This window comes from Labrys sp. F242 (assembly GCF_057813875.1).
Genome location: NZ_JBVASG010000001.1, coordinates 2,685,175 through 2,703,345 on the forward strand (window position 1 = coordinate 2,685,175; position 18,171 = coordinate 2,703,345).

At 63.7% G+C, this 18,171-nt stretch carries 18 protein-coding genes; 5 read left to right on the top strand and 13 right to left on the bottom strand.

The window, feature by feature from the left end:
• Nucleotides 1–295: 295 nt before the first annotated feature.
• Nucleotides 296–1,213 (bottom strand): UDP-N-acetylmuramate dehydrogenase, encoded by a 918-nt coding sequence (gene murB / locus ACZYTC_RS12575; RefSeq protein ID WP_488989709.1) that lies wholly within the window; start codon nucleotides 1,211–1,213, stop codon nucleotides 296–298.
• A 115-nt stretch (nucleotides 1,214–1,328) separates the two neighbouring features.
• Between murB and ACZYTC_RS12580 the strand changes: the two genes are divergently transcribed.
• A complete protein-coding gene (locus tag ACZYTC_RS12580; protein WP_434955748.1) occupies nucleotides 1,329–1,916 on the top strand; it encodes a nucleotidyltransferase family protein in 588 nt (195 codons plus the stop codon).
• A complete protein-coding gene (locus tag ACZYTC_RS12585; RefSeq protein WP_441773993.1) occupies nucleotides 1,913–2,464 on the top strand; it encodes a DUF4269 domain-containing protein in 552 nt (183 codons plus the stop codon). The genes ACZYTC_RS12580 and ACZYTC_RS12585 overlap by 4 nt, the downstream gene beginning before the upstream one ends.
• Before the next feature lie 31 nt (nucleotides 2,465–2,495).
• Here ACZYTC_RS12585 and ACZYTC_RS12590 read toward each other — a convergent pair whose 3' ends face one another.
• The gene (locus ACZYTC_RS12590; protein WP_488989710.1) at nucleotides 2,496–3,176 is read right to left on the bottom strand and encodes a DNA alkylation repair protein; all 681 of its coding nucleotides are present in this window, start codon (nucleotides 3,174–3,176) and stop codon (nucleotides 2,496–2,498) included.
• Nucleotides 3,177–3,227: 51 nt separating this feature from the next.
• Complete coding sequence (gene murC / locus ACZYTC_RS12595) at nucleotides 3,228–4,631, bottom strand: UDP-N-acetylmuramate--L-alanine ligase (RefSeq protein WP_434955745.1); 1,404 nt, start codon at nucleotides 4,629–4,631, stop codon at nucleotides 3,228–3,230.
• 212 nt (nucleotides 4,632–4,843) lie between these two features.
• Between murC and ACZYTC_RS12600 the strand changes: the two genes are divergently transcribed.
• On the top strand, nucleotides 4,844–5,314 hold the full coding sequence (locus tag ACZYTC_RS12600; protein WP_488989711.1) for a hypothetical protein: 471 nt from the start codon (nucleotides 4,844–4,846) through the stop codon (nucleotides 5,312–5,314).
• A gap of 72 nt (nucleotides 5,315–5,386) precedes the next feature.
• Here ACZYTC_RS12600 and ACZYTC_RS12605 read toward each other — a convergent pair whose 3' ends face one another.
• From ACZYTC_RS12605 to ACZYTC_RS12630, 6 genes are all read right to left on the bottom strand, one after another.
• Nucleotides 5,387–6,439: a DUF2955 domain-containing protein gene (locus ACZYTC_RS12605; protein ID WP_434955743.1), complete on the bottom strand. Its 1,053-nt coding sequence runs from the start codon at nucleotides 6,437–6,439 to the stop codon at nucleotides 5,387–5,389.
• Nucleotides 6,429–7,541, bottom strand: a complete 1,113-nt coding sequence (locus ACZYTC_RS12610; protein WP_434955742.1) for an HlyD family secretion protein — start codon at nucleotides 7,539–7,541, stop codon at nucleotides 6,429–6,431. Before ACZYTC_RS12610 ends, ACZYTC_RS12605 begins: the two co-directional genes overlap by 11 nt.
• Nucleotides 7,541–8,173 (bottom strand): MarC family protein, encoded by a 633-nt coding sequence (locus tag ACZYTC_RS12615; RefSeq protein WP_441773996.1) that lies wholly within the window; start codon nucleotides 8,171–8,173, stop codon nucleotides 7,541–7,543. Before ACZYTC_RS12615 ends, ACZYTC_RS12610 begins: the two co-directional genes overlap by 1 nt.
• A gap of 387 nt (nucleotides 8,174–8,560) precedes the next feature.
• Nucleotides 8,561–9,655: an undecaprenyldiphospho-muramoylpentapeptide beta-N-acetylglucosaminyltransferase gene (murG, locus tag ACZYTC_RS12620; protein ID WP_488990005.1), complete on the bottom strand. Its 1,095-nt coding sequence runs from the start codon at nucleotides 9,653–9,655 to the stop codon at nucleotides 8,561–8,563.
• Nucleotides 9,649–10,818: an FtsW/RodA/SpoVE family cell cycle protein gene (locus tag ACZYTC_RS12625; protein ID WP_149251433.1), complete on the bottom strand. Its 1,170-nt coding sequence runs from the start codon at nucleotides 10,816–10,818 to the stop codon at nucleotides 9,649–9,651. Before ACZYTC_RS12625 ends, murG begins: the two co-directional genes overlap by 7 nt.
• 179 nt (nucleotides 10,819–10,997) lie before the next feature.
• Nucleotides 10,998–11,615 carry a TetR/AcrR family transcriptional regulator gene (locus ACZYTC_RS12630; protein ID WP_454816727.1) on the bottom strand — a complete coding sequence of 206 codons (618 nt, stop codon included), beginning with the start codon at nucleotides 11,613–11,615 and terminating at the stop codon, nucleotides 10,998–11,000.
• A gap of 78 nt (nucleotides 11,616–11,693) precedes the next feature.
• Here ACZYTC_RS12630 and ACZYTC_RS12635 point away from each other — a divergent pair, with 78 nt between their 5' ends.
• Nucleotides 11,694–12,665 (top strand): alpha/beta fold hydrolase, encoded by a 972-nt coding sequence (locus ACZYTC_RS12635; RefSeq protein ID WP_488989712.1) that lies wholly within the window; start codon nucleotides 11,694–11,696, stop codon nucleotides 12,663–12,665.
• A 92-nt stretch (nucleotides 12,666–12,757) separates the two neighbouring features.
• Here ACZYTC_RS12635 and ACZYTC_RS12640 read toward each other — a convergent pair whose 3' ends face one another.
• Nucleotides 12,758–12,943, bottom strand: a complete 186-nt coding sequence (locus ACZYTC_RS12640; protein ID WP_434955739.1) for a 4-oxalocrotonate tautomerase — start codon at nucleotides 12,941–12,943, stop codon at nucleotides 12,758–12,760.
• A gap of 113 nt (nucleotides 12,944–13,056) precedes the next feature.
• Here ACZYTC_RS12640 and ACZYTC_RS12645 point away from each other — a divergent pair, with 113 nt between their 5' ends.
• Nucleotides 13,057–13,941, top strand: a complete 885-nt coding sequence (locus tag ACZYTC_RS12645) for a LysR family transcriptional regulator (RefSeq protein ID WP_488989713.1) — start codon at nucleotides 13,057–13,059, stop codon at nucleotides 13,939–13,941.
• An 11-nt stretch (nucleotides 13,942–13,952) separates the two neighbouring features.
• Here ACZYTC_RS12645 and murD read toward each other — a convergent pair whose 3' ends face one another.
• The 3 genes from murD to ACZYTC_RS12660 all read right to left on the bottom strand — a co-directional run bounded on the left by murD (nucleotide 13,953) and on the right by ACZYTC_RS12660 (nucleotide 18,101).
• Entirely contained in the window at nucleotides 13,953–15,341 is a 1,389-nt protein-coding gene (gene murD, locus ACZYTC_RS12650; RefSeq protein WP_488989714.1) for a UDP-N-acetylmuramoyl-L-alanine--D-glutamate ligase, read from the bottom strand.
• Nucleotides 15,342–15,355: 14 nt separating this feature from the next.
• Complete coding sequence (mraY, locus tag ACZYTC_RS12655) at nucleotides 15,356–16,477, bottom strand: phospho-N-acetylmuramoyl-pentapeptide-transferase (protein ID WP_434955736.1); 1,122 nt, start codon at nucleotides 16,475–16,477, stop codon at nucleotides 15,356–15,358.
• A 172-nt stretch (nucleotides 16,478–16,649) separates the two neighbouring features.
• A complete protein-coding gene (locus ACZYTC_RS12660; protein ID WP_488989715.1) occupies nucleotides 16,650–18,101 on the bottom strand; it encodes a UDP-N-acetylmuramoyl-L-alanyl-D-glutamate--2,6-diaminopimelate ligase in 1,452 nt (483 codons plus the stop codon).
• Nucleotides 18,102–18,171 lie beyond the last annotated feature (70 nt).

An 18,171-nucleotide genomic window follows, 5' to 3' on the forward strand; every position in this document is an offset into this window, starting at 1 on the left:
TCAGGAGCTGATCACCCCCCTCAGGCGGGAAATGCTTCATGCCCCATTAACGTTAGCTTTCGGACAAATCAGTAAACAATCGGTTAGCGGCGCTTCAGCTTTGCCGCTTTAGGCTCTGGGGAGGCTCAGAAATCGACACCATGCCCGACCCGACATGACGCAAGGTCACTCTGCCTGCCATATCAAGCAGAGTTTCCCCGCAAGGCCACAGGACGGATTTCGCCGGAAAACGCTGCAAATAGCTGATATTTTACAAATTCCTCTCGATCGTACGATGAGAGGAATTTGCTTAAGGTCAGGCAGGCAGCCCAACGCGCTTGATTTCCCAGTCGAGCTCGATGCCCGAACGGTCCTTCACGCGCTCGCGGACGGTCTCGCCCAGCATCTCGATGTCTGCAGAGGAAGCAGTGCCGAGATTGACCAGGAAATTGGTATGCATCGGCGAGACCTGGGCTCCGCCGATGGTCAGCCCGCGGCAACCGGCCTCATCAACCAGCTTCCAGGCCGAATGGCCGGGCGGGTTCTTGAACGTGGAACCGCCGGTGCGGGTATTGACCGGCTGGGACGATGAACGTGTCTCGGTGATCTTCTGCATCTCCGCCAGGATCGCCTCGCGATCCCCCGGCTCGCCGCGGAAAGTCGCTTGCGTGAACACGACATCGGCTGGCACGCTGCAGCGCCGATAGCTGAAGCCCATGGCGGGAGCATCATAAAGCGCGATGGAGCCATCGCGGCGGACAGCGCGCGCCGAGACGAAGACATCCTTGGTCTCGCCGCCATAGGCGCCGCCATTCATGCGCAAAGCGCCGCCGATCGCGCCGGGAATGCCGCGCAGGAAGGACAGCCCCCGGATCCCCGCTTCCGCCGCCGCGCGCGCCACCTTGACGTCGGGGGCGCCTGCTCCGGCCGTGATGGCCAGACCGTCGACGGCAATGCCGCCGAAGCCCTTGCCGAGACGGATGACCACGCCCTCAACGCCACCGTCACGCACCAGAAGATTGGAGCCCAGACCGACCACCATCCAGGGGGTTTGCGTGGGCAATCCGGCCATGAACAGCGCCAGATCCTCCTCGTCCACCGGCGTGAACAGCACCTGGGCCGAGCCGCCGGTGCGGAACCAGGAGAGCGGTGCCATCGGCGCATTGGCGTCCAGCGCACCGCGCAATCCCGGCATCAGCGGGCGCAGCGAGGGGATGATGTCGGGAAAGGGCATGGTATCCGAAAAGATCTTGGTCTGATCAGTGGGTTGGCAAGGGCGCTTTATTGCCTACATTCGCCCAAAAGCCCAGCGATTCTGCTAAGCGGATTCCGTTTGGAGAGCTCGTACCTTGCCCCATCCGTCCGCTTCTCTTGAAGAGCGCCTGCGCACCATCGTCCGCGAGGATGAGAACCTCATGGCCTTTCTCGTCGCCGCCCGGATGCTGCGGCTGCCGCAATGGCGGCTGGCTGCGGGCTGCGTCTATCAGACCGTGTGGAACAGTCTGAGCGGGAAACCCGCAGGCACCGGCATCAAGGACTATGACCTCATCTATTTCGATGCCGACGATGTGAGCTGGGAGGCCGAGGATGCCGTGATCCGGCGCGCCGATACCGTTCTCGGCGGTCGCTGGCCGGTCGAGATCCGCAATCAGGCCCGGGTCCATCTATGGTTCGAGCGGCGTTTTGGCCTGCCCTATCCGCGGCTCAATTCGGCCGACGAGGCCTTCGGGCATTATGCCGCCGTCGTGCATGCGGTCGGTGTCCGGCTGGAGGAGGACGATACGATCGACATCGCCGCTCCCTTCGGCCTCGATGATGTTTTCGGCATGATCATCCGCCCCAATCCGGGACGCCGCGACGACAAGGGCCTGGCCGCAAAGGCGGCACGCGCAAAGGCGATCTGGCCGCAATTACGCCTGGTGGATCTGCAACCATGACGCCCAGACTGGACTACGCGCAGGCCTTGCGGGCAACGAAGCTGCTCGAGCTGTTGCACGCCTATGATCCCCATATCGCGGGCACACCGCCTCTCGGCGTCGACCTGCCCACCAGCGATATCGACATCCTCTGCCACGCCCCGGACACCCTCGCCTTCACCCGGACGGTCTGGGAGACTCTTGCCGGAGCGCCTGCCTTCTCCATACATCAATGGATCGGTGGCGGGCGCCCGGTGATCGCCACCTTTACGGCAGAGGGCTGGTGCTTCGAGATCTTCGCCTCCCCGCAACCCGTGGCCGAACAGGCTGGCTGGCGCCATTTCGTGGCGGAGCGGCGGCTGCTCACGCTGGGAGGAGCGCTTTTTCGCAGCCGCGTCATGCATCATCGCGAGGCGGGCCTGAAGACCGAGCCCGCCTTCGCCGCGGCACTGGGCCTGAAACGCGATCCCTATCAGGCCCTTCTCGATCTGGAGCGGCAAAAGGACGGCCATCTCGAGGCGCTCCTCGCCGCCGCCGGCTGCCTGCCCCCATCAGCGCAAAGGGAGTGAACCCGGAGGACGTTTGCGCGCCGGGTCCGCTTTACGCCTTGATATGCTTCAAGGCTTCACGCCGGCTGAGGCCGCTGAGCTCGGGGTGCTCCTCGACATAGCGAGCAACCTCCACGGGATCGACGCGGGCATGGTGCCTGAGAGCCCAGCCGATCGCCTTGCGCAGGAAGAACTCCCTGGAGGCGATCGAGGGCGCGATGCAGGCATAGAGGAGTTCGAGATCCGTCTCCACCTTGGCGTCGAGCTGGCAGAGGATCGCACTCCGGCGCTTCCACATATTGGCGTCGACGGACCAGGCGAGCATGGCCTGGCGCATTGCCGCGCCGTCATTGCGCAGGATCGGTAGCAGGCGATGCGCGGCGATGACATCGACATAGTCCCACCAGGCACCGGTGACGATCATCTCCTCATACATCGGCAGGACTTCGAAGCGCTGGAACGACCTGGCAGCACACAGGCCGGTCAGTTCGATGGCGGCGTAGCGCTCCTCGCGGAAACGGGCGCCACGCCAGATAGCGAGAACCTCCGCCTGCCAATGCCCGACGCTCTCAAAGCGAAGATCGGCGAATACGGCCTTGCAGATCTGCCTCAGCGGCACGGCGGAGACACCCAGATAGCGCATCGTCGATTTCATATAGGCTTGCATGCCCGGAGCCCGCGCCGGGTCTGCCGCAACCGCCAGACGTGCGTGGATCGTCTCGGCGAGGCTCATGCCCTCCTCCTACTAAGCGGAGTTTTCCGATAAGGCGCGAAACGCTTTGGCCTACCCCAGCGCCGCCAGTTCGCCAGGCAGCGCATAGGCCCATTGGGTGATGTTGCCGGCCCCCAGACACACGACATAGTCACCGGGCTTGGCCACCGACGCGACCAGGCCGGCGAGCGAGCCGGGGCGATCGAGCCCGACGACATGGCGGTGACCCCGAGCGCGGATGCCGGCAACGAGGCCTTCCTTGTCTGCCCCCGGGATCGGCGCCTCGCCGGCCGCATAGACATCGGCGACCACGACCATATCGGCATCGTTGAAACAGGCCGAGAACTCGTTGAACAGGCTCGCCAGGCGGCTGTAGCGATGCGGCTGCACCACCGCGATCACCTGGCCGGTGGTCGAGGCCCGCGCCGCCTTGAGCACGGCCGAGATTTCCACGGGGTGGTGGCCATAATCGTCGAACACCGTAACGCCGTTCCACTCCCCGGTGCGGGTGAAACGCCGCTTCACGCCGCCGAAACCTTCCAGGCCCTTGCGGATCGCCTCGGCATCCATGCCGAGATTGTGGGCGACAGCGATGGCAGCCGTGGCATTGAGGGCATTGTGCCCGCCCGGCATGGGCAGGCCGAGATCGGGTAGCTCCACTACCGCGCCGGTCTTGCGGTCGCGAATGACGACCCGGAAACGCGAACGTCCACCCGAAAGATCGAGATCCAGCAGGCGCACATCGGCCTGCGGGTTCTCGCCATAGGTGACGACGCGGCGATCCTCGATGGTGCCGACCAGCTCCTGCACCACCGGATGGTCGAGGCACATCACGGCAAAGCCATAGAAGGGAATGTTCTCGACGAAGGCCCGGAAGGCATCCTTGATGGCCTCGAAGGTCTTGAAATGATCGAGATGCTCGGGATCGATATTGGTGACGATGGCGACGTCGGTCGGCAGCTTGAGGAAGGTGCCGTCGCTTTCGTCGGCTTCCACCACCATCCAATCGCTCGAGCCCAGCCGCGCATTGGTGCCGTAGGCGTTGATGATGCCGCCATTGATCACGGTGGGATCGAAACCGCCAGCATCAAGGAGCGTCGCCACCAGCGAAGTCGTGGTGGTTTTGCCATGCGTGCCGGCAACCGAGACACAGGTCTTCAGCCGCATCAGTTCGGCCAGCATTTCGGCACGCCGCACCACCGGCAGGCGCTTTTCGCGCGCGGCGGCAAGTTCGGGATTGTCGCGCTTGATTGCGGTCGAGACCACGACCACCTCGGCCTCACCGATATTCTCGGCGGCGTGGCCGATGAAGGTCTTCACGCCCTTATCCTTCAGGCGCTTGACGTTGTAATTGTCGGCCGCGTCCGAGCCCTGCACCGTGTAGCCCAGATTGACCAGCACTTCGGCGATGCCGGACATACCGATGCCGCCGATGCCGACAAAGTGGATGGGGCCAATTTCACGGGGCAGCTTCATGAGATCTCTCGAAAAGATGGGATTTGGCTTCGTATAGGGGTGCGGAGGCTAGGAGGCAAATCTTCATCGGAGCTGGATCAGGGAGACCCATTGCCGCCGCTTTGATCTATCCCGGATATTCGGTCGATTAGACTGTCCTGCACGGCATCCGTTCGATTACATATGTAAAATCAGGAGGCGCTTCGGTATCGTCCGGCAGCAAGGGGGCGCATATGCAGCCATTGTCCCGAAATTCCATTTTCTACATTCTGTTCGTGACAATCGAAACGGCTCTCGCCTCTTTCTTATTCTGGATAATTTTTCCGATATTTCGAAATTTGATTGCCAACATGGGTAAGGAGCAGGATTTACAACCGTGGATTGGGGTGATTATTGTCGGTGACACCTTCGCCCTTCTATGTTTCTATTGGGCGAGATATCGTTTTTTTCCTATCTATACACCGTTCCACAGTGCAGTCGTCGGCCACCTCCTCCAATTTACCAGCCGCGCCAGCTTTTTCATTGGCGGCGCGCTCTTCTCGGTAATTTTCTTCAGGCACGTGCCTGAACTCGATCCGCTCCCGCCCATCGGCCAGATTCTGGTGAAGGGATTTATCGTCATGAGCGTTCTCTTCGCCTTGTTCTGCTATTCGCTCGAACTCGAGCGACTGGGAAAGGCAATCGAGGTGCCCCCCGAAGCCTGACAAAGTGGGAAGAGCCGATATCGCGTGCAAAGAGGTAGCGGAGGGCGCTGAGACCGGCGTCACGTCTGGCGCTCATCTCGTGTCCGCGCCATTCTCGTCGATGTCGCCCGATCGCCGGGGCACAGATGCAGGCCACGACAAGGCCGTCAGGCAAAGCGTGCAGGCGATCGCAAACAGCACTTGGCCGATGCGTGTGGCAAAGCTTTCCACCGTACTGCCGGGCAGCGGCGACACACCCAGTCCCAGCAGCACGAGAAAGATGATCAGCGCGCCGGCATAGATCCTACCGGATGTGGGATCGGCGGCCGCCCTGCCGCCGAACAGCAAGCCAACCGTGAGGACGATCAGAAACAGGAAGGGCAGTTCCGGACGCAATTCCAACAGCGCAAAAGCGACGGAGGCGACGATGCCACCGAGCAGATTGACGGCAACCAGCCCGAAGGCCGCGCGACCGCTGGCAGCAAGGTCGAGCTGGTTGAGAAGCGAAGCCACCGTGATCGGTACGACCACCGCCGATGAAAACCGGTCGCTGACGAGGCAGACCGTCACCATGACCAGCAGGATCGCCGCGTTCGCCAAGGCCCGCATGGTCGCCTGGCTCGATGGCGGAGAGACCGGCGTTGGGGGTATCTTGCCGCCGGTGTCGGGAAAGGCGGCGTGGGCGAGCCATGTAAGGACGACGCCGGCCACGGCGGCCTTCAGCAGGATGACAACGATGCCCTCGCCGAGGTCCTTTTGCAGGACGCCGAGCAGGGGCACCATCACCGCGAGAATCAAGACCAGGAATGCCGCCTGTCCCCCCATGCCCAGTACCAGCAGCAGGAAGCAGAAAAAGTAGATCAGGCCGAGCGAGATCAGCAGCGCGGCCGGCTTGTCACCGAAAATGCCTGTCAGCCACACCATGGCCAAGCCGCAGACGGCAATCAGCACGACGAAGCCGACGGCCTGCCGCAGTCCGAGCGGCTTCAGGCCACCGATCAGGAATTGCGTCGCCAACATCGGAGCGAGGAAAGGCAAGGGAGAGCCTTCCGCCGTGCTCATCGTGAAACCGATGGCGACCGCGAAAGCGATGCGTAGGCCTTGACGCTTTGCCCGCGACAGCCCGGGATTCTCCTCAGCTGACATAGGTCAGCGCCGAGACCAGGCGGATCCAGAATCGGCCGACAGCGTTCATCGCCGGGTTTTCGCCGGTGTAGACCACGACACTGACCTGCGAGCCGTAGCGGATGCCGCGCGGCGGGCTATCCTTGAACACCAGTCGCACCGGGAAACGCTGAGGCTCGCGCACCCAGCCACTCTGGTTGCGGATGGTCGGAAGCCCCGTGGCGGGGTCGATGCTGCCCTGGGAAACGCCCCAGCCGATACTCTCGACACGCATGGCGAAAACGGTGCCGGGCAGAGAATCCAGCACGACCTCGGCGTCATTGCCCGGCGCCATATATTCCAGACTGTTTTCCTTGTAGGCGGCTGCGACCCATATGCTGTTCGCGTCGATGAAGGTCAAAGCCGCCTGACCCGTGCCGATCACCTGGCCGACGCCGAGCTGGAGATTGGTGACGACGCCGTCCGACGGAGCAATGACGGTGGTATGGAGCAGATTGAGCCGGGCGCGCTCAAGCACGGCAAGTGCTTCCTTGAACTGCGGATTGTCGTTGCCTTGCGGCCCAAGCTGCTCGCGCGCTTTGGCGAGGTCTGCTTCGGCGCCCGTTACGGTCGCTTCCGAAACGCCAAGGGCCGAATTGGCTTCGTCAAGCTTGGCCCGTGCATAGATGCCTCGTTGCACCAGGATCCTCGCTCGCTCCACCTGGGCTCGTACATTCTCGCGATCGGCCTGTACCTTCACCAGCTTGGCCTGGGCGGATTCCACTTCCTGAGTGGAAGCGCCGATTGTCAGGCCGATGCGTTCGAGACCCGCCTGCGCCTCCGCGACGGCGATTTCATAGGGTTTCGGATCGATACGAAACAGCACCTGCCCGGCAGCGATGCGGGCATTGTCGCCGACGCCGACTTCCAGCACCCTGCCCCCGACCTCGGACGCCATCCGCACCACATAGGCCTGAACCGCGGCCTGCGAGGAGATGGGGGTCAACCGCTCCATCGCCACCGAAAGCGCGAACACAACGATGACGATCAGGACCGTCACGAGCGCCGTGCGCCGCAGCGGGTTCCTCGGCGGTGGCGCCGGATCGGTGATAGCCGGCGCATCGGGACGGGCGGCCTCGTTCATCAATGGGCTCCGGTCACCGCAGCGATGACACCGAGATCGCGGAAGCTCGAGATCATCAACTGGACGGCAAGCGCCGCCAGCAACAGGCCGACGACCTTGCCGACAACCACCATGGCGCCGCCGCCGCCCTTCTTCAGCAGCTTGTCAGCCGAAAGCAGGATGGCAAGATTGATGCCCATGATGACGAGGACCATCACCGCAACGGTGATCAGTTCGCCGATGCTGTCCTTGGTGGCGACGACAGTGGTGATCGCCACCAAACCCTGGGGCGTCGCCATCATCGGAATGGCAAGCGGATATACAGCGATGTCGGCGGAGGGCAGAGCATCGCCATCTTCCGCCTTCTTCTCGCTTCCCATCACCATGTCGAGGGCAAAGAGCAGCAGGATCAGGCCGCCTGCGATCTTCAGCGCCGGAAGCGTAATATGGAAGACACCGAGCAGCCATTGCCCCGCGAAGACGAAAACGAGGCAAACGATGGCAGCCACCAGCACGGTCTTGAAGGCCACTTGGCGCTTGAACGCCGCATCGGCCTTGCCCGTGAGCTTGGCATAGACGATGGCCGCCTTGAGCGGTCCGATCGTAATCAGCAGGATGACGAAAATATCGGCTAGCCCAATATCGGTGCTCATCGCCCCCCCAATCGCAGGCGCTTCGCCAAATGCGGTATTGTTGCCCGCGAGAATACAACTTGCGCTTGCATTGCAAGGATATCAAGCGCCTCCGACCCCGGGGGCAATCGCTTTGGGTTATCGCGTGATGAAGACTGGAACGAGAGGCCCGCACTCCCGAAAACTCTCAAGCCCCGGACGAACGACAATTTGAAGCGATTACCCTGAAGTGGGTGTCCGGTCCCGGATGAGATGCCGTAGATCGATTTTAAACTATGGAGGATCTGGGGCTCATGTCGTGTACAAGCCCGCCAGCGCCCGCGAAACGAATAGGCCCGGAGCGCCTCAGCCCCGGCTTTCTCCACCACCTGCAGGTTCGCAAAGCCGGTCCGAGGACCCACCCTCCCGTCACATCGCCGCCAGCTTGACCACCCAGTCGGCGAGGCGGCCGGCTGCGTCAGGAATACCGGCGTCCCGTGCATTGACGGCCATTGCCTGCAGCCCCACCGGATCGCCGAGGAGTGCCGTGAGATCGGCAGCCAGGGTCTCGGCAGTGAAGTCCGGTTGCATCACCATCCGGGCACCGTTGACATTGGCGAGCGTACGAGCATTGGCGGCCTGGTCCTGATCGAGGGCTCCCGGCAGCGGCACGAGGATCGACGGACGGCCGATGACCGAGAGCTCGGCGACGGTCGAGGCGCCGGAGCGGCTGATCACGAGATGGGCCCCCGCGATACGGGCGGGCAGGTCACGAAAGAAGTCGCTGACCTCGGCGGTGACGCCGAGACCCGCATAGGTCCCGCGCACGGCGGCAAGATCCTCCTGGCGCGCCTGCTGCACGATCCTGAGCCGACGGCGCAATTGTTCGTCCAGCCGCGCGATCGCCGGCGGCACGATCGACGACATCACCGCCGCGCCCTGGCTGCCGCCGAAGACCAGCAGGTTGATCGGCCCATGCAGGTCGGGATAGGGAACCTTGGCTGCTTCCATCACAGCCGGCCGCACCGGGTTGCCGGTATGGACCAGCTTCGATTTCGGCACATCGTCCATCATCGCCACATCGGCAAAGCCGGTGGCGATGCGCGTCACCTTCGGCGCCAGCATGCGGTTGGCCCGGCCCATCACCGCATTGGCTTCATGGATCATGGTCGGGATCTTGCGCCAGGCCGCGGCCGTCAGCGGCGGCAAGGTCGGATAACCGCCAAAGCCGCAGACGACAGCCGGCCGCAGCCGGCCCAGCATGCGCCAGGCTGCCAGCGTACCGGTGCCGAGTTGCCAGAGCGTATTGGCCATGGCGAGCGGCGAACGCGAACGCACGGTCTCGGACGGGATGACATGAATGTCCTCCCAGGCGAAGGTACCGGTATAGCGTTCCACCCGTTCGTCGGTGGCAAGATGGGGGCGGAAACCGAGTGGCACGAGCGCACCCGCCAACGCTTCGGCCGGAAACAGATGGCCGCCGGTACCACCGGCGCAGAGCAGGACGATCTTGCCGCTCACGATGACAATCCGATGCCGGCTGCGGCCTGAGCCCTGCGGTCGCGGAAGCTGAAGGCGCTTTCAAGCATGTCGGTGCGCGGACGGCGGCGGGTGAGAGCCAGCACCATGCCCATGCCATAGGCCACCGAGATCAGCGAGGAGCCGCCATAGGAGATGAAGGGCAGCGTCATGCCCTTGGCGGGCATCATATGGAGATTGACCATCAGATTGATCGAGGACTGCATTCCGAACAGCAGAGTGAGGCCGGCGGTGGCGAAGCGGCAGAAGGGATCTTCGACCTTGTAGGCATGCCAGAAGCCGCGCAGCACGATGAGGGCGAACATCGCCACCACTGCCATGACGAAAAGAAGGCCGAACTCCTCGCCGGTTACCGCCATGATGAAATCGGTGTGGGAATCCGGCAGGATCAGCTTGTAGGTGCCCTCGCCCGGCCCCTTGCCGAGCCAGCCGCCTGAAAGGAAGGCATCGCGCGCCACGTCGACCTGGAAAGTGTCGGTGCCCTCGGGCTTGAGGAAGCGATCGATACGCGAGGTCACGTGCGGGATGAACTGATAGGCCGCCACGATGCCGACGACACCGACGCCGCCGAGCCCCACCATCCAGAACCAGTGCAGCCCGGCCATGAAGAACAGCGCGCCCCAGACGATGGAGATCAGCATGGTCTGACCGAAGTCGGGCTGCAGGATGAGCAGTCCCGCCGAGCAGGCCAGCAGCAGCATGGCGAGGATATTGGCGGGAACGTCCGGCCGCTTGACGTTTTCGGAGAACAGCCAGGCCGCCAGTACGACGAAGGCCGGCTTGAGGAATTCGGAGGGCTGGATGCCTGCGATCCAGCGCCTGGAGCCCTTCACCTCGGCGCCGAACAGCAGCGTCGCCACCACCAAGGCTGTGGCGAACAAAAACATCACCAGCGCCAGCCGGCGGATCGACTGCGGCGACAGGAAGGACACCCCGATCATCACCATCAGCGCCACCGGGATCATCATCGCCTGGCGGTTGACGAAGTGAAACATGTCGGAGATGCCGATGCGCTCGGCGACGGCGGGGCTCGCCGCCAGCAGGAGCACGATACCGGTCAGCATCAGGGCCAGGATCGTCATCAGCATCAGCCGATCGACGGTCCACCACCAGGCATTGAAGGCTGAACGTTCGGTACGCGAGGCCATGAACAGGGAGTCCGTCAGCTGAGGCAGGATCGCCCTAGCAGTGCTCCCGACAGGGTTTAGGAAGGGTTAAATGCGAAGGCTTTACCGCGCTTTTGCCGGCAATGCCCCTGGACCACCGATTGAACAGCCGCCCCCAGCCGCTCGGAGCGATCGGCACCGATCTGCGCCTCGGCCCTCTTCTATTGTCGCGCCTGGCCTCGGAGCTGCCTGCGGTCGAGCCCCGCCACCACATCCTCGACGATCCCCTGCAACTCAGCCCGGCCGATACCGTCCCGCGCCTGGATCGAAATCCCCTGCATGACGGCCGCCAGATGTCTTGCCAAGCCCGGGATCGTCCCGGCGTCGGCGAAGGGCCGGAGCGCCTCAGCGATCTTGGCTCGGATGGCGTCGCGCCGTGCCGCGAGATCGCGGGCCAGTGTGGCATGGTCAGGATGGCAGGTGATCATCCCGCTGGAGATCATGCAGCCACGCTCGCGATCGGGATGGGTGACGGCCCCGACCGCCGCTTCCAGCAGCAGGCGCACGGCCTGTGGCAGGCCGCTCGCCTCCGCGACAGCGGCGAAATCGAGTAAGCCGATGCTGCCCTCATAGCGGGCGAGCGCCTCCTGATAAAGCCCGGTCTTGCTGCCGAAGGCGGCGTAGAGGCTGGGTGGTGCGATCCCGATCGCCTTGGTGAGATCCCCGATCGACACGCCCTCATAGCCGTGGCGCCAGAACAGCCGCATGGCTGTCTCGACCGCCTGCTCCCGATCGAAGCTCCAGGGCCGCCCGCCACGTGATTTCGAACCATGTTCCATATCGAGTACTAAACAACATCTTGACAGGCAGCGTCAAGCAAGTTGAATAGCGATCGATAAACAAGATGGAAGAAAGCAATGGACCCTTCGAAACGCCTTTTCCTGGGTGCTGCAGCCGCCCTCACCGCTCTCGCCATCGAATCGGGACTGACAGGTTCCGCATCGGGCGCGACCGGCAAGAAACAACCGAATGCCGCCGCGAAGGCCGGCCGATCCGGCTCAGGGCGTGAGAGCTTCATCGTCCCTTCGGCCGATGGCACGCTGCTCGCCGGCGAGGCACAGGGAGATCCGGCAACGCCCGAGATCCTGTTCATCCATGGCCTGCGCCAGAGCCGGCTCAGCTGGGACAAGCAGTTTGCCGATCCGGCACTGGACGGCTTCCGGCTGGTGCGTTTCGATCTGCGCGGCCATGGCGATTCCGACAAGCCAGCCTCGCCCGACGCCTATTCCGATACCGATCGTTGGGCGGATGACGTTGCCGCGGTGATCGCGGCCACGAAGCTGCGCCGCCCCATCCTGGTGGGCTGGTCGCTGGGGGGCCATGTCGCCGGTGCCTATCTGCGTAAATATGGCAGCTCGCGGATCGCGGGGATCAACCTAGTCGATGCCGTCACCAAGCTGTCGCCGGATCTACTCACTCCGCTCGCGGTCAGCTTCGCCAAGACGGCGATCTCACAGGATCTCGGCGAACGGACCGCCGCAACGGCCGACTTTCTCGCCGCCTGTTTTCACAAGCCGCTCACCGGCATCGAGCTGCAGCGCATGCTGGTGGTCAACGGCATGACCGGGCGGGCGGTGAACGAGGGCTTCGTGAAGATCGCCACCCCCGATCTCGAACCGGTGTTTCAGGCCTATCCCGGCCCGATCCTGCTGACGCATGGCATTCATGACCGGCTGGTGCGCCTGGCGATGTCCGAACGGATCAAGGCCCTTCATCCTGATAGCCGGCTCTCGGTCTACGCCGATAGCGGCCATAGCCCCTTCTATGAGGAGCCGGCACGATTCGGACGGGAACTCGCGGCCTTTACGACCGCGTCGACAAGAGGCTGATGCCGCGTGGAGCCGGTTCGATCCGGCAAGCAGATCCTGCCGGCTCCCGCACATTCCGCAGCAAGACCATCGCCCGCCGCAGAAAGACACGCTCAACTGTCGGATTTCAGCTTTCCTGCAACGGCCCAGGCATCCTTCGGGACCTCGGTGATGATGATCTCGACGGCTTCCGGCGGACAAACCAGGGTCTCGACGACAGCTTTGGTCGCCGCCTGCACGAAATCGCGCTTTTGTTCGAGTGTACGTCCGGGATGCATTTCCAGTCGCAGGATAGGCATGGTCACTTCCTCATGAAAAGGTCCGATAGCGGGCCTCCCGCAATGTTCTCCAAACCCGGTTGCTGATAAATAACCATCTGAGCATTTCATTCAGAACCATATGGATTGCAATCATGGACAAGCTCGCCGGCATGGCCATGTTCGTCAGGGTGGTGGAAGAAGGCAGCTTCGCCGCCGCGGCGGAGACCAGCCGGGTATCGGCGACCATGGTCGCCAAGCATGTCCGCCTGATCGAGCAGCGCCTGGGAGCCCGACTGCTTCACCGCACCACGCGCCGCCACCAGCTCACGGAAGTCGGCAGGCTCTATTACGAACGCTGTAAGACGGCAATGGCCGAGGTGGCCCTGGCCGAAGCGAGCGCCTCCGAATTGCAGGCCAGTCCGCGTGGGCGTCTGCGCTTGGCCGCGCCGGTGAGTTTCGGCAGCGAAAGCCTGGTGCCGGCCCTGATCGACTATCTGCAGCGCAATCTCGACGTCACCGTCGATCTCATGCTCGACAACCGCACCCCGGACCTGATCGGTGAGGGCTGCGATCTCGGCATTCATATCGGCGATCTCACGGATGAAAACCTGGTGGCCCGTCCGCTGAAGCCCTATCGCCGAATCCTGGCGGCCGCGCCGTGTTACCTGGATGTGCACGGGCGGCCAGACCATCCGCGTGAGCTCTGCCATCATGATTGCCTCGGCCATGCCTATTGGCGCACGCAGGGCATCTGGCATCTCGTCGGCCCGCACGGCGAAACCTGCACGGTAAATGTCGGGGGCCGCTTCACCACCAATCAGGGATCGGCGCTGCGCGTGGCGGCGCTCCATGGCGCAGGCATCGTTTTGCAGCCCGAACTGTTGTTGATCAACGATATCGACGCCGGCCGGCTCGAACCCGTGCTGCCGCTATGGTCCTATCGTCCCACACCGATGCACCTCGTCTACGCCCCGGATCGGCGGCCGACGGCCATGCTGCGCAGTGCCATCGACTTTCTGGTGGCCCGCTTCGGCTGATCGAGATGCCGTCAGGCCTTTCCGATACCCGGCAGGGATAGCACGGCCCGGGAGAAGGCCTTGCCCCGTTCTTCGAAATTGCGGAACTGGTCGAAGGAAGCGCAGGCTGGGGAAAGCAGCACCACGGCCTCCTCGAGGCCGGAAGCCGCCGCGTCGGCAGACGCCAGAGGCACCGCCTTCTCGATCGTCTCCGCCCGCACATAGGGCACCCGCCCTTCCAGTGTCGCAGCGAACTCCTCCGTCGCCTCGCCGATCAGATAGGCTTTGCAGATCTTGGGAAAATACTCGGTCAGGGCCTCGATGCCGCCGGTCTTGGGCTTGCCGCCGGCGATCCAATACAGGGTCGGGAAGGATGACAGGGCCTTGGCCGTGGCATCGGCATTGGTGGCCTTGGAATCGTTGACGAACAGCACAGGCCCAAGCCGGCCGACCTGTTCCATGCGGTGGGCGAGGCCCGGGAAGCTGCGCATGCCGGCCTGGATCTGATCCAGTGTCAACCCGCCGGCCCGGGCAGCAGCCAGCGCAGCACAGGCATTCTGGGCATTATGCGCGCCGCGCAGGGAGCCGATGCCGGCGAGGCTGGCGACTTCGGCCGTCCTGCCCGCTTCGGCCGAAAACAACCTGTCGCCAACGGCGTAGACGCCGTCGCTCAATGGCCGCTCCACCGAGATGCGGATGGGCCTGCCGCCCTGGCGCTCGATCTCGTCGGCAACAGCAGCGCACCAGACATCGTCGACGCCGACAACTGGCGTGCGGGCGCCTTCGACGAGGCGCGCCTTCACGGCGGCATAATGTTCCAGCGTGCCGTGGCGGTCGAGATGATCCTCAGTGACGTTGAGCAGGATAGCGACGGAGGGATCGATGCTCGGTGCCAGATCGATCTGGTAGGAGGAGCACTCGACGACATGCACCTTGTCGGGCGACGGCGGATCCAGCGACAGGATCGCCGTACCGATATTGCCGCCGAGCTGTACGTCGTGGCCGGCTGCGGCGAAAAGGTGGGCGATCAGTGCCGTGGTCGTGGATTTGCCGTTGGTGCCGGTGATGGCGATGAAGGGCGAGCCCGGCGCCCTCGCCCGGCGCTCGCGGACGAAGAGTTCGATATCGCCGATCACATCCACCCCATGTGCAGCGGCCAGCTTGACCGACCAATGCGGCTCGGGGTGGGTGAGCGGTACCCCGGGCGACAGGACCAGCGCGGCGACGGAGGACCAGTCGATCTCATTGAGGTCGCGGACGTCGAGCCCCTTGTCGCCAGCGGCCTTGCGTCCGGCTTCGCCATCGTCCCAGACGATGGGCCTGGCGCCACCGGCGGCGAGAGCTTCGGCAGTCACCAGGCCCGACCCGCCTAGGCCGAACACGGCAACAGCACGGTCGCCGAAGGAAGTGATCGGGATCATGACGATCTTTCGTCCTATCTGAGCTTGAGCGTGGCAAGCCCGAGCAAAGCCAGCACCACCGCGATGATCCAGAAGCGGATCACGACCTGCGGTTCCTTCCAGCCAAGTTGTTCGAAATGGTGATGGATCGGCGCCATCTTGAACACGCGCTTGCCGGTATAACGGAACGACAGCACCTGGATGATCACCGACAGGGTCTCAGCCACGAACAGGCCGCCCACGACCAGCAGCACGATCTCATGCTTGGTGGCCACGGCGATCGAGCCCAGCATGCCGCCGAGCGCGAGCGAACCGGTATCGCCCATGAAGATCTGGGCCGGCGGCGCATTGAACCAGAGGAAGCCGAGCCCCGCCCCGATCATCGCGCCGCAGATCACCGCGAGTTCGCCGGTGCCGGGTACGAAGTGAAGCTGCAGGTAATTGGCGAAATTCGCGTTGCCGACGAGATAGGCGATGACACCGAAGGTACCGGCGGCCACCATCACCGGCACGATGGCAAGCCCGTCCAGGCCGTCCGTCAGATTCACGGCATTGCCGAAGCCTACGATGATGAAGGCGCCAAAGACCACAAAGAAATAGGAGAGGTTGATCAAGAGTTCCTTGAAGAAGGGAAAGGCGACCGAGGTCGCCTGCGAGATCGGCGCGCCGCTGCCCCACAGGAAGCCGAGGAAGCGCGCCCCGCCCGCCTGTGCCATCAGGATCACGGCGACGCCGGCGATCAGGAATTCCAGAGACAGGCGCGCCCGGCCGGAAAAGCCCTTGTGGCTTTGCTTGGTCACCTTGAGATAGTCGTCATAGAAGCCGATGGCGCCAAAGCCGAGCGTTACCAGCAACACGGCCCAGACATAGACATTGGCGAGGTTGCCCCACAGCAGTGTCGATACGCCCAGCCCCGACAGGATCATCAGCCCGCCCATGGTCGGCGTGCCGCGCTTGGACAGATGCGATTGCGGGCCGTCGTCGCGGATCGGCTGGCCCTTGCCCTGCTTCACGCGCAGCCAGGAGATCGTCCACGGCCCGAAGAAGAACACGAACAAAAGTGCCGTGAAGATAGCCCCACCGGTCCGGAAGGTGATGTAGCGGAACAGGTTGAGGAGCTCGAAATGTTCGCTGAAGCGGCTCAGCAGATAGAACATGGAAATCCTTTCAACCTCAGAGCATTTTTTGAAAAAATGCGTCGAAACAATAGAGCAGCCTGCAAAAGGCTTGATTCTTCCTGGAGCGCGGACATCCTGTCCGCTCTTCCTAGCTCGCTAACCGCGGCGTTTCCAAGAGCGGACAGGATGTCCGCGCTCCGAAGGATGGCCATCACCCGGCCCTCGCGGCGATCGCCTCGCGGGCGACATCGTGATCGGAGAAGGGGAGCACCGTCTTGCCGACGATCTGGCCTGGTTCGTGTCCCTTGCCGGCGATCAGCAGCACATCCCCGCGCCCCAGCTCCACAATCGCTGTCTCGATCGCCAGGCGCCGGTCACCGATTTCGATCGCGCCTGGCGCTGCCGCCATGATCGCCGCGCGGATCGTGGCGGGATCCTCGCTGCGGGGATTGTCATCTGTGACGATGACCTTGTCGGCCAGCCGAGTGGCGATCTCACCCATGATCGGGCGTTTGCCGGCATCGCGATCGCCGCCGCAGCCGAAGATCACCACCAGCTTGCCCTGCACGAAGGGACGCAAGGCCTCCAGCGCCTTTTCGAGCGCATCGGGCTTATGGGCATAGTCGACGAGCACCGGTGCCCCCTCGACGGTGCCGACAAGGTCGAGGCGTCCCTTGGCACCCTGAAGGTGCTCGAGAGCAGCGAAGACGGCATCCGGCTCCCCGCCGGTCAGGAGGCACAGGCCGGCGGCGACGAGAGCATTCTCCACCTGGAAGCGCCCCGCGAGCGGCAGCCGCACCCGATAGGCCCGGCCCTGATAGTCGAGTTCCAGATGCTGGATGAAGCCTTCGATATCAACCGATTTCAGGCGGATGCCGTCACCCGCCTCGCCGACACTGAGAACATGCAGGCCCTTCCGGCGCGCCGCGGCCAATACGGCGGCGGCCTCGGCATGGTCGGCCGCCACGACCGCCCCGGCGCCATCGGGCAGGAGATCGCGGAACAGCCGCAGCTTCGCCTCGAGATAGGCCTCGAAGCTCGCATGATAGTCGAGATGATCGCGCGACAGATTGGTGAAGCCGCCGGCTGCCAAGCGCACGCCATCAAGCCGGAACTGGTCGAGGCCGTGCGAGGAAGCCTCCATGGCGAGATGGGTGATGCCCCTGCCCGCCAGTTCGTCGATCAGACGGTGCAGCTCGACCGGATCCGGTGTGGTGAGGGATCCATAGGTCTCGCCCCAGGGCGCCACGACGCCGACGGTGCCGATGGACGCCGATTGATACCCTGATATCGCCCAGATCTGGCGAACGAAGGCGGCGACCGAGGTCTTGCCACTGGTACCGGTGACGGCAATGATGGTTGCCGGTTGGCGGTCATAGAAGGCCGCCGCGATCTCGCTCAGCGCCTTGCGGGCATTGCCGACCTTGATCTGGGCGACTGACGCAGGCACGTCGAGCGGGGCTTCGGAGACAACAGCCACCGCACCGGCGGCAATGGCCTGCGGGACATAGGCCGCGCCATCGCTCTTCGTACCGGGAATGGCGACGAAGACGAAACCCGGCTTCACGGCGCGGGAATCGGCGGTGACGCCCGCGACCTCGAGCGCACGGGCATCGGCGGCCAGGGAGCCTTCGGAAACGATGTCGGCGAGGCGTTTGGTCATGAATGTCCTGGTTTTCGACGATTCGGAATCGGCGGCTTTATTAGAGTGCCTAAGAGCAATGGCAATGCAG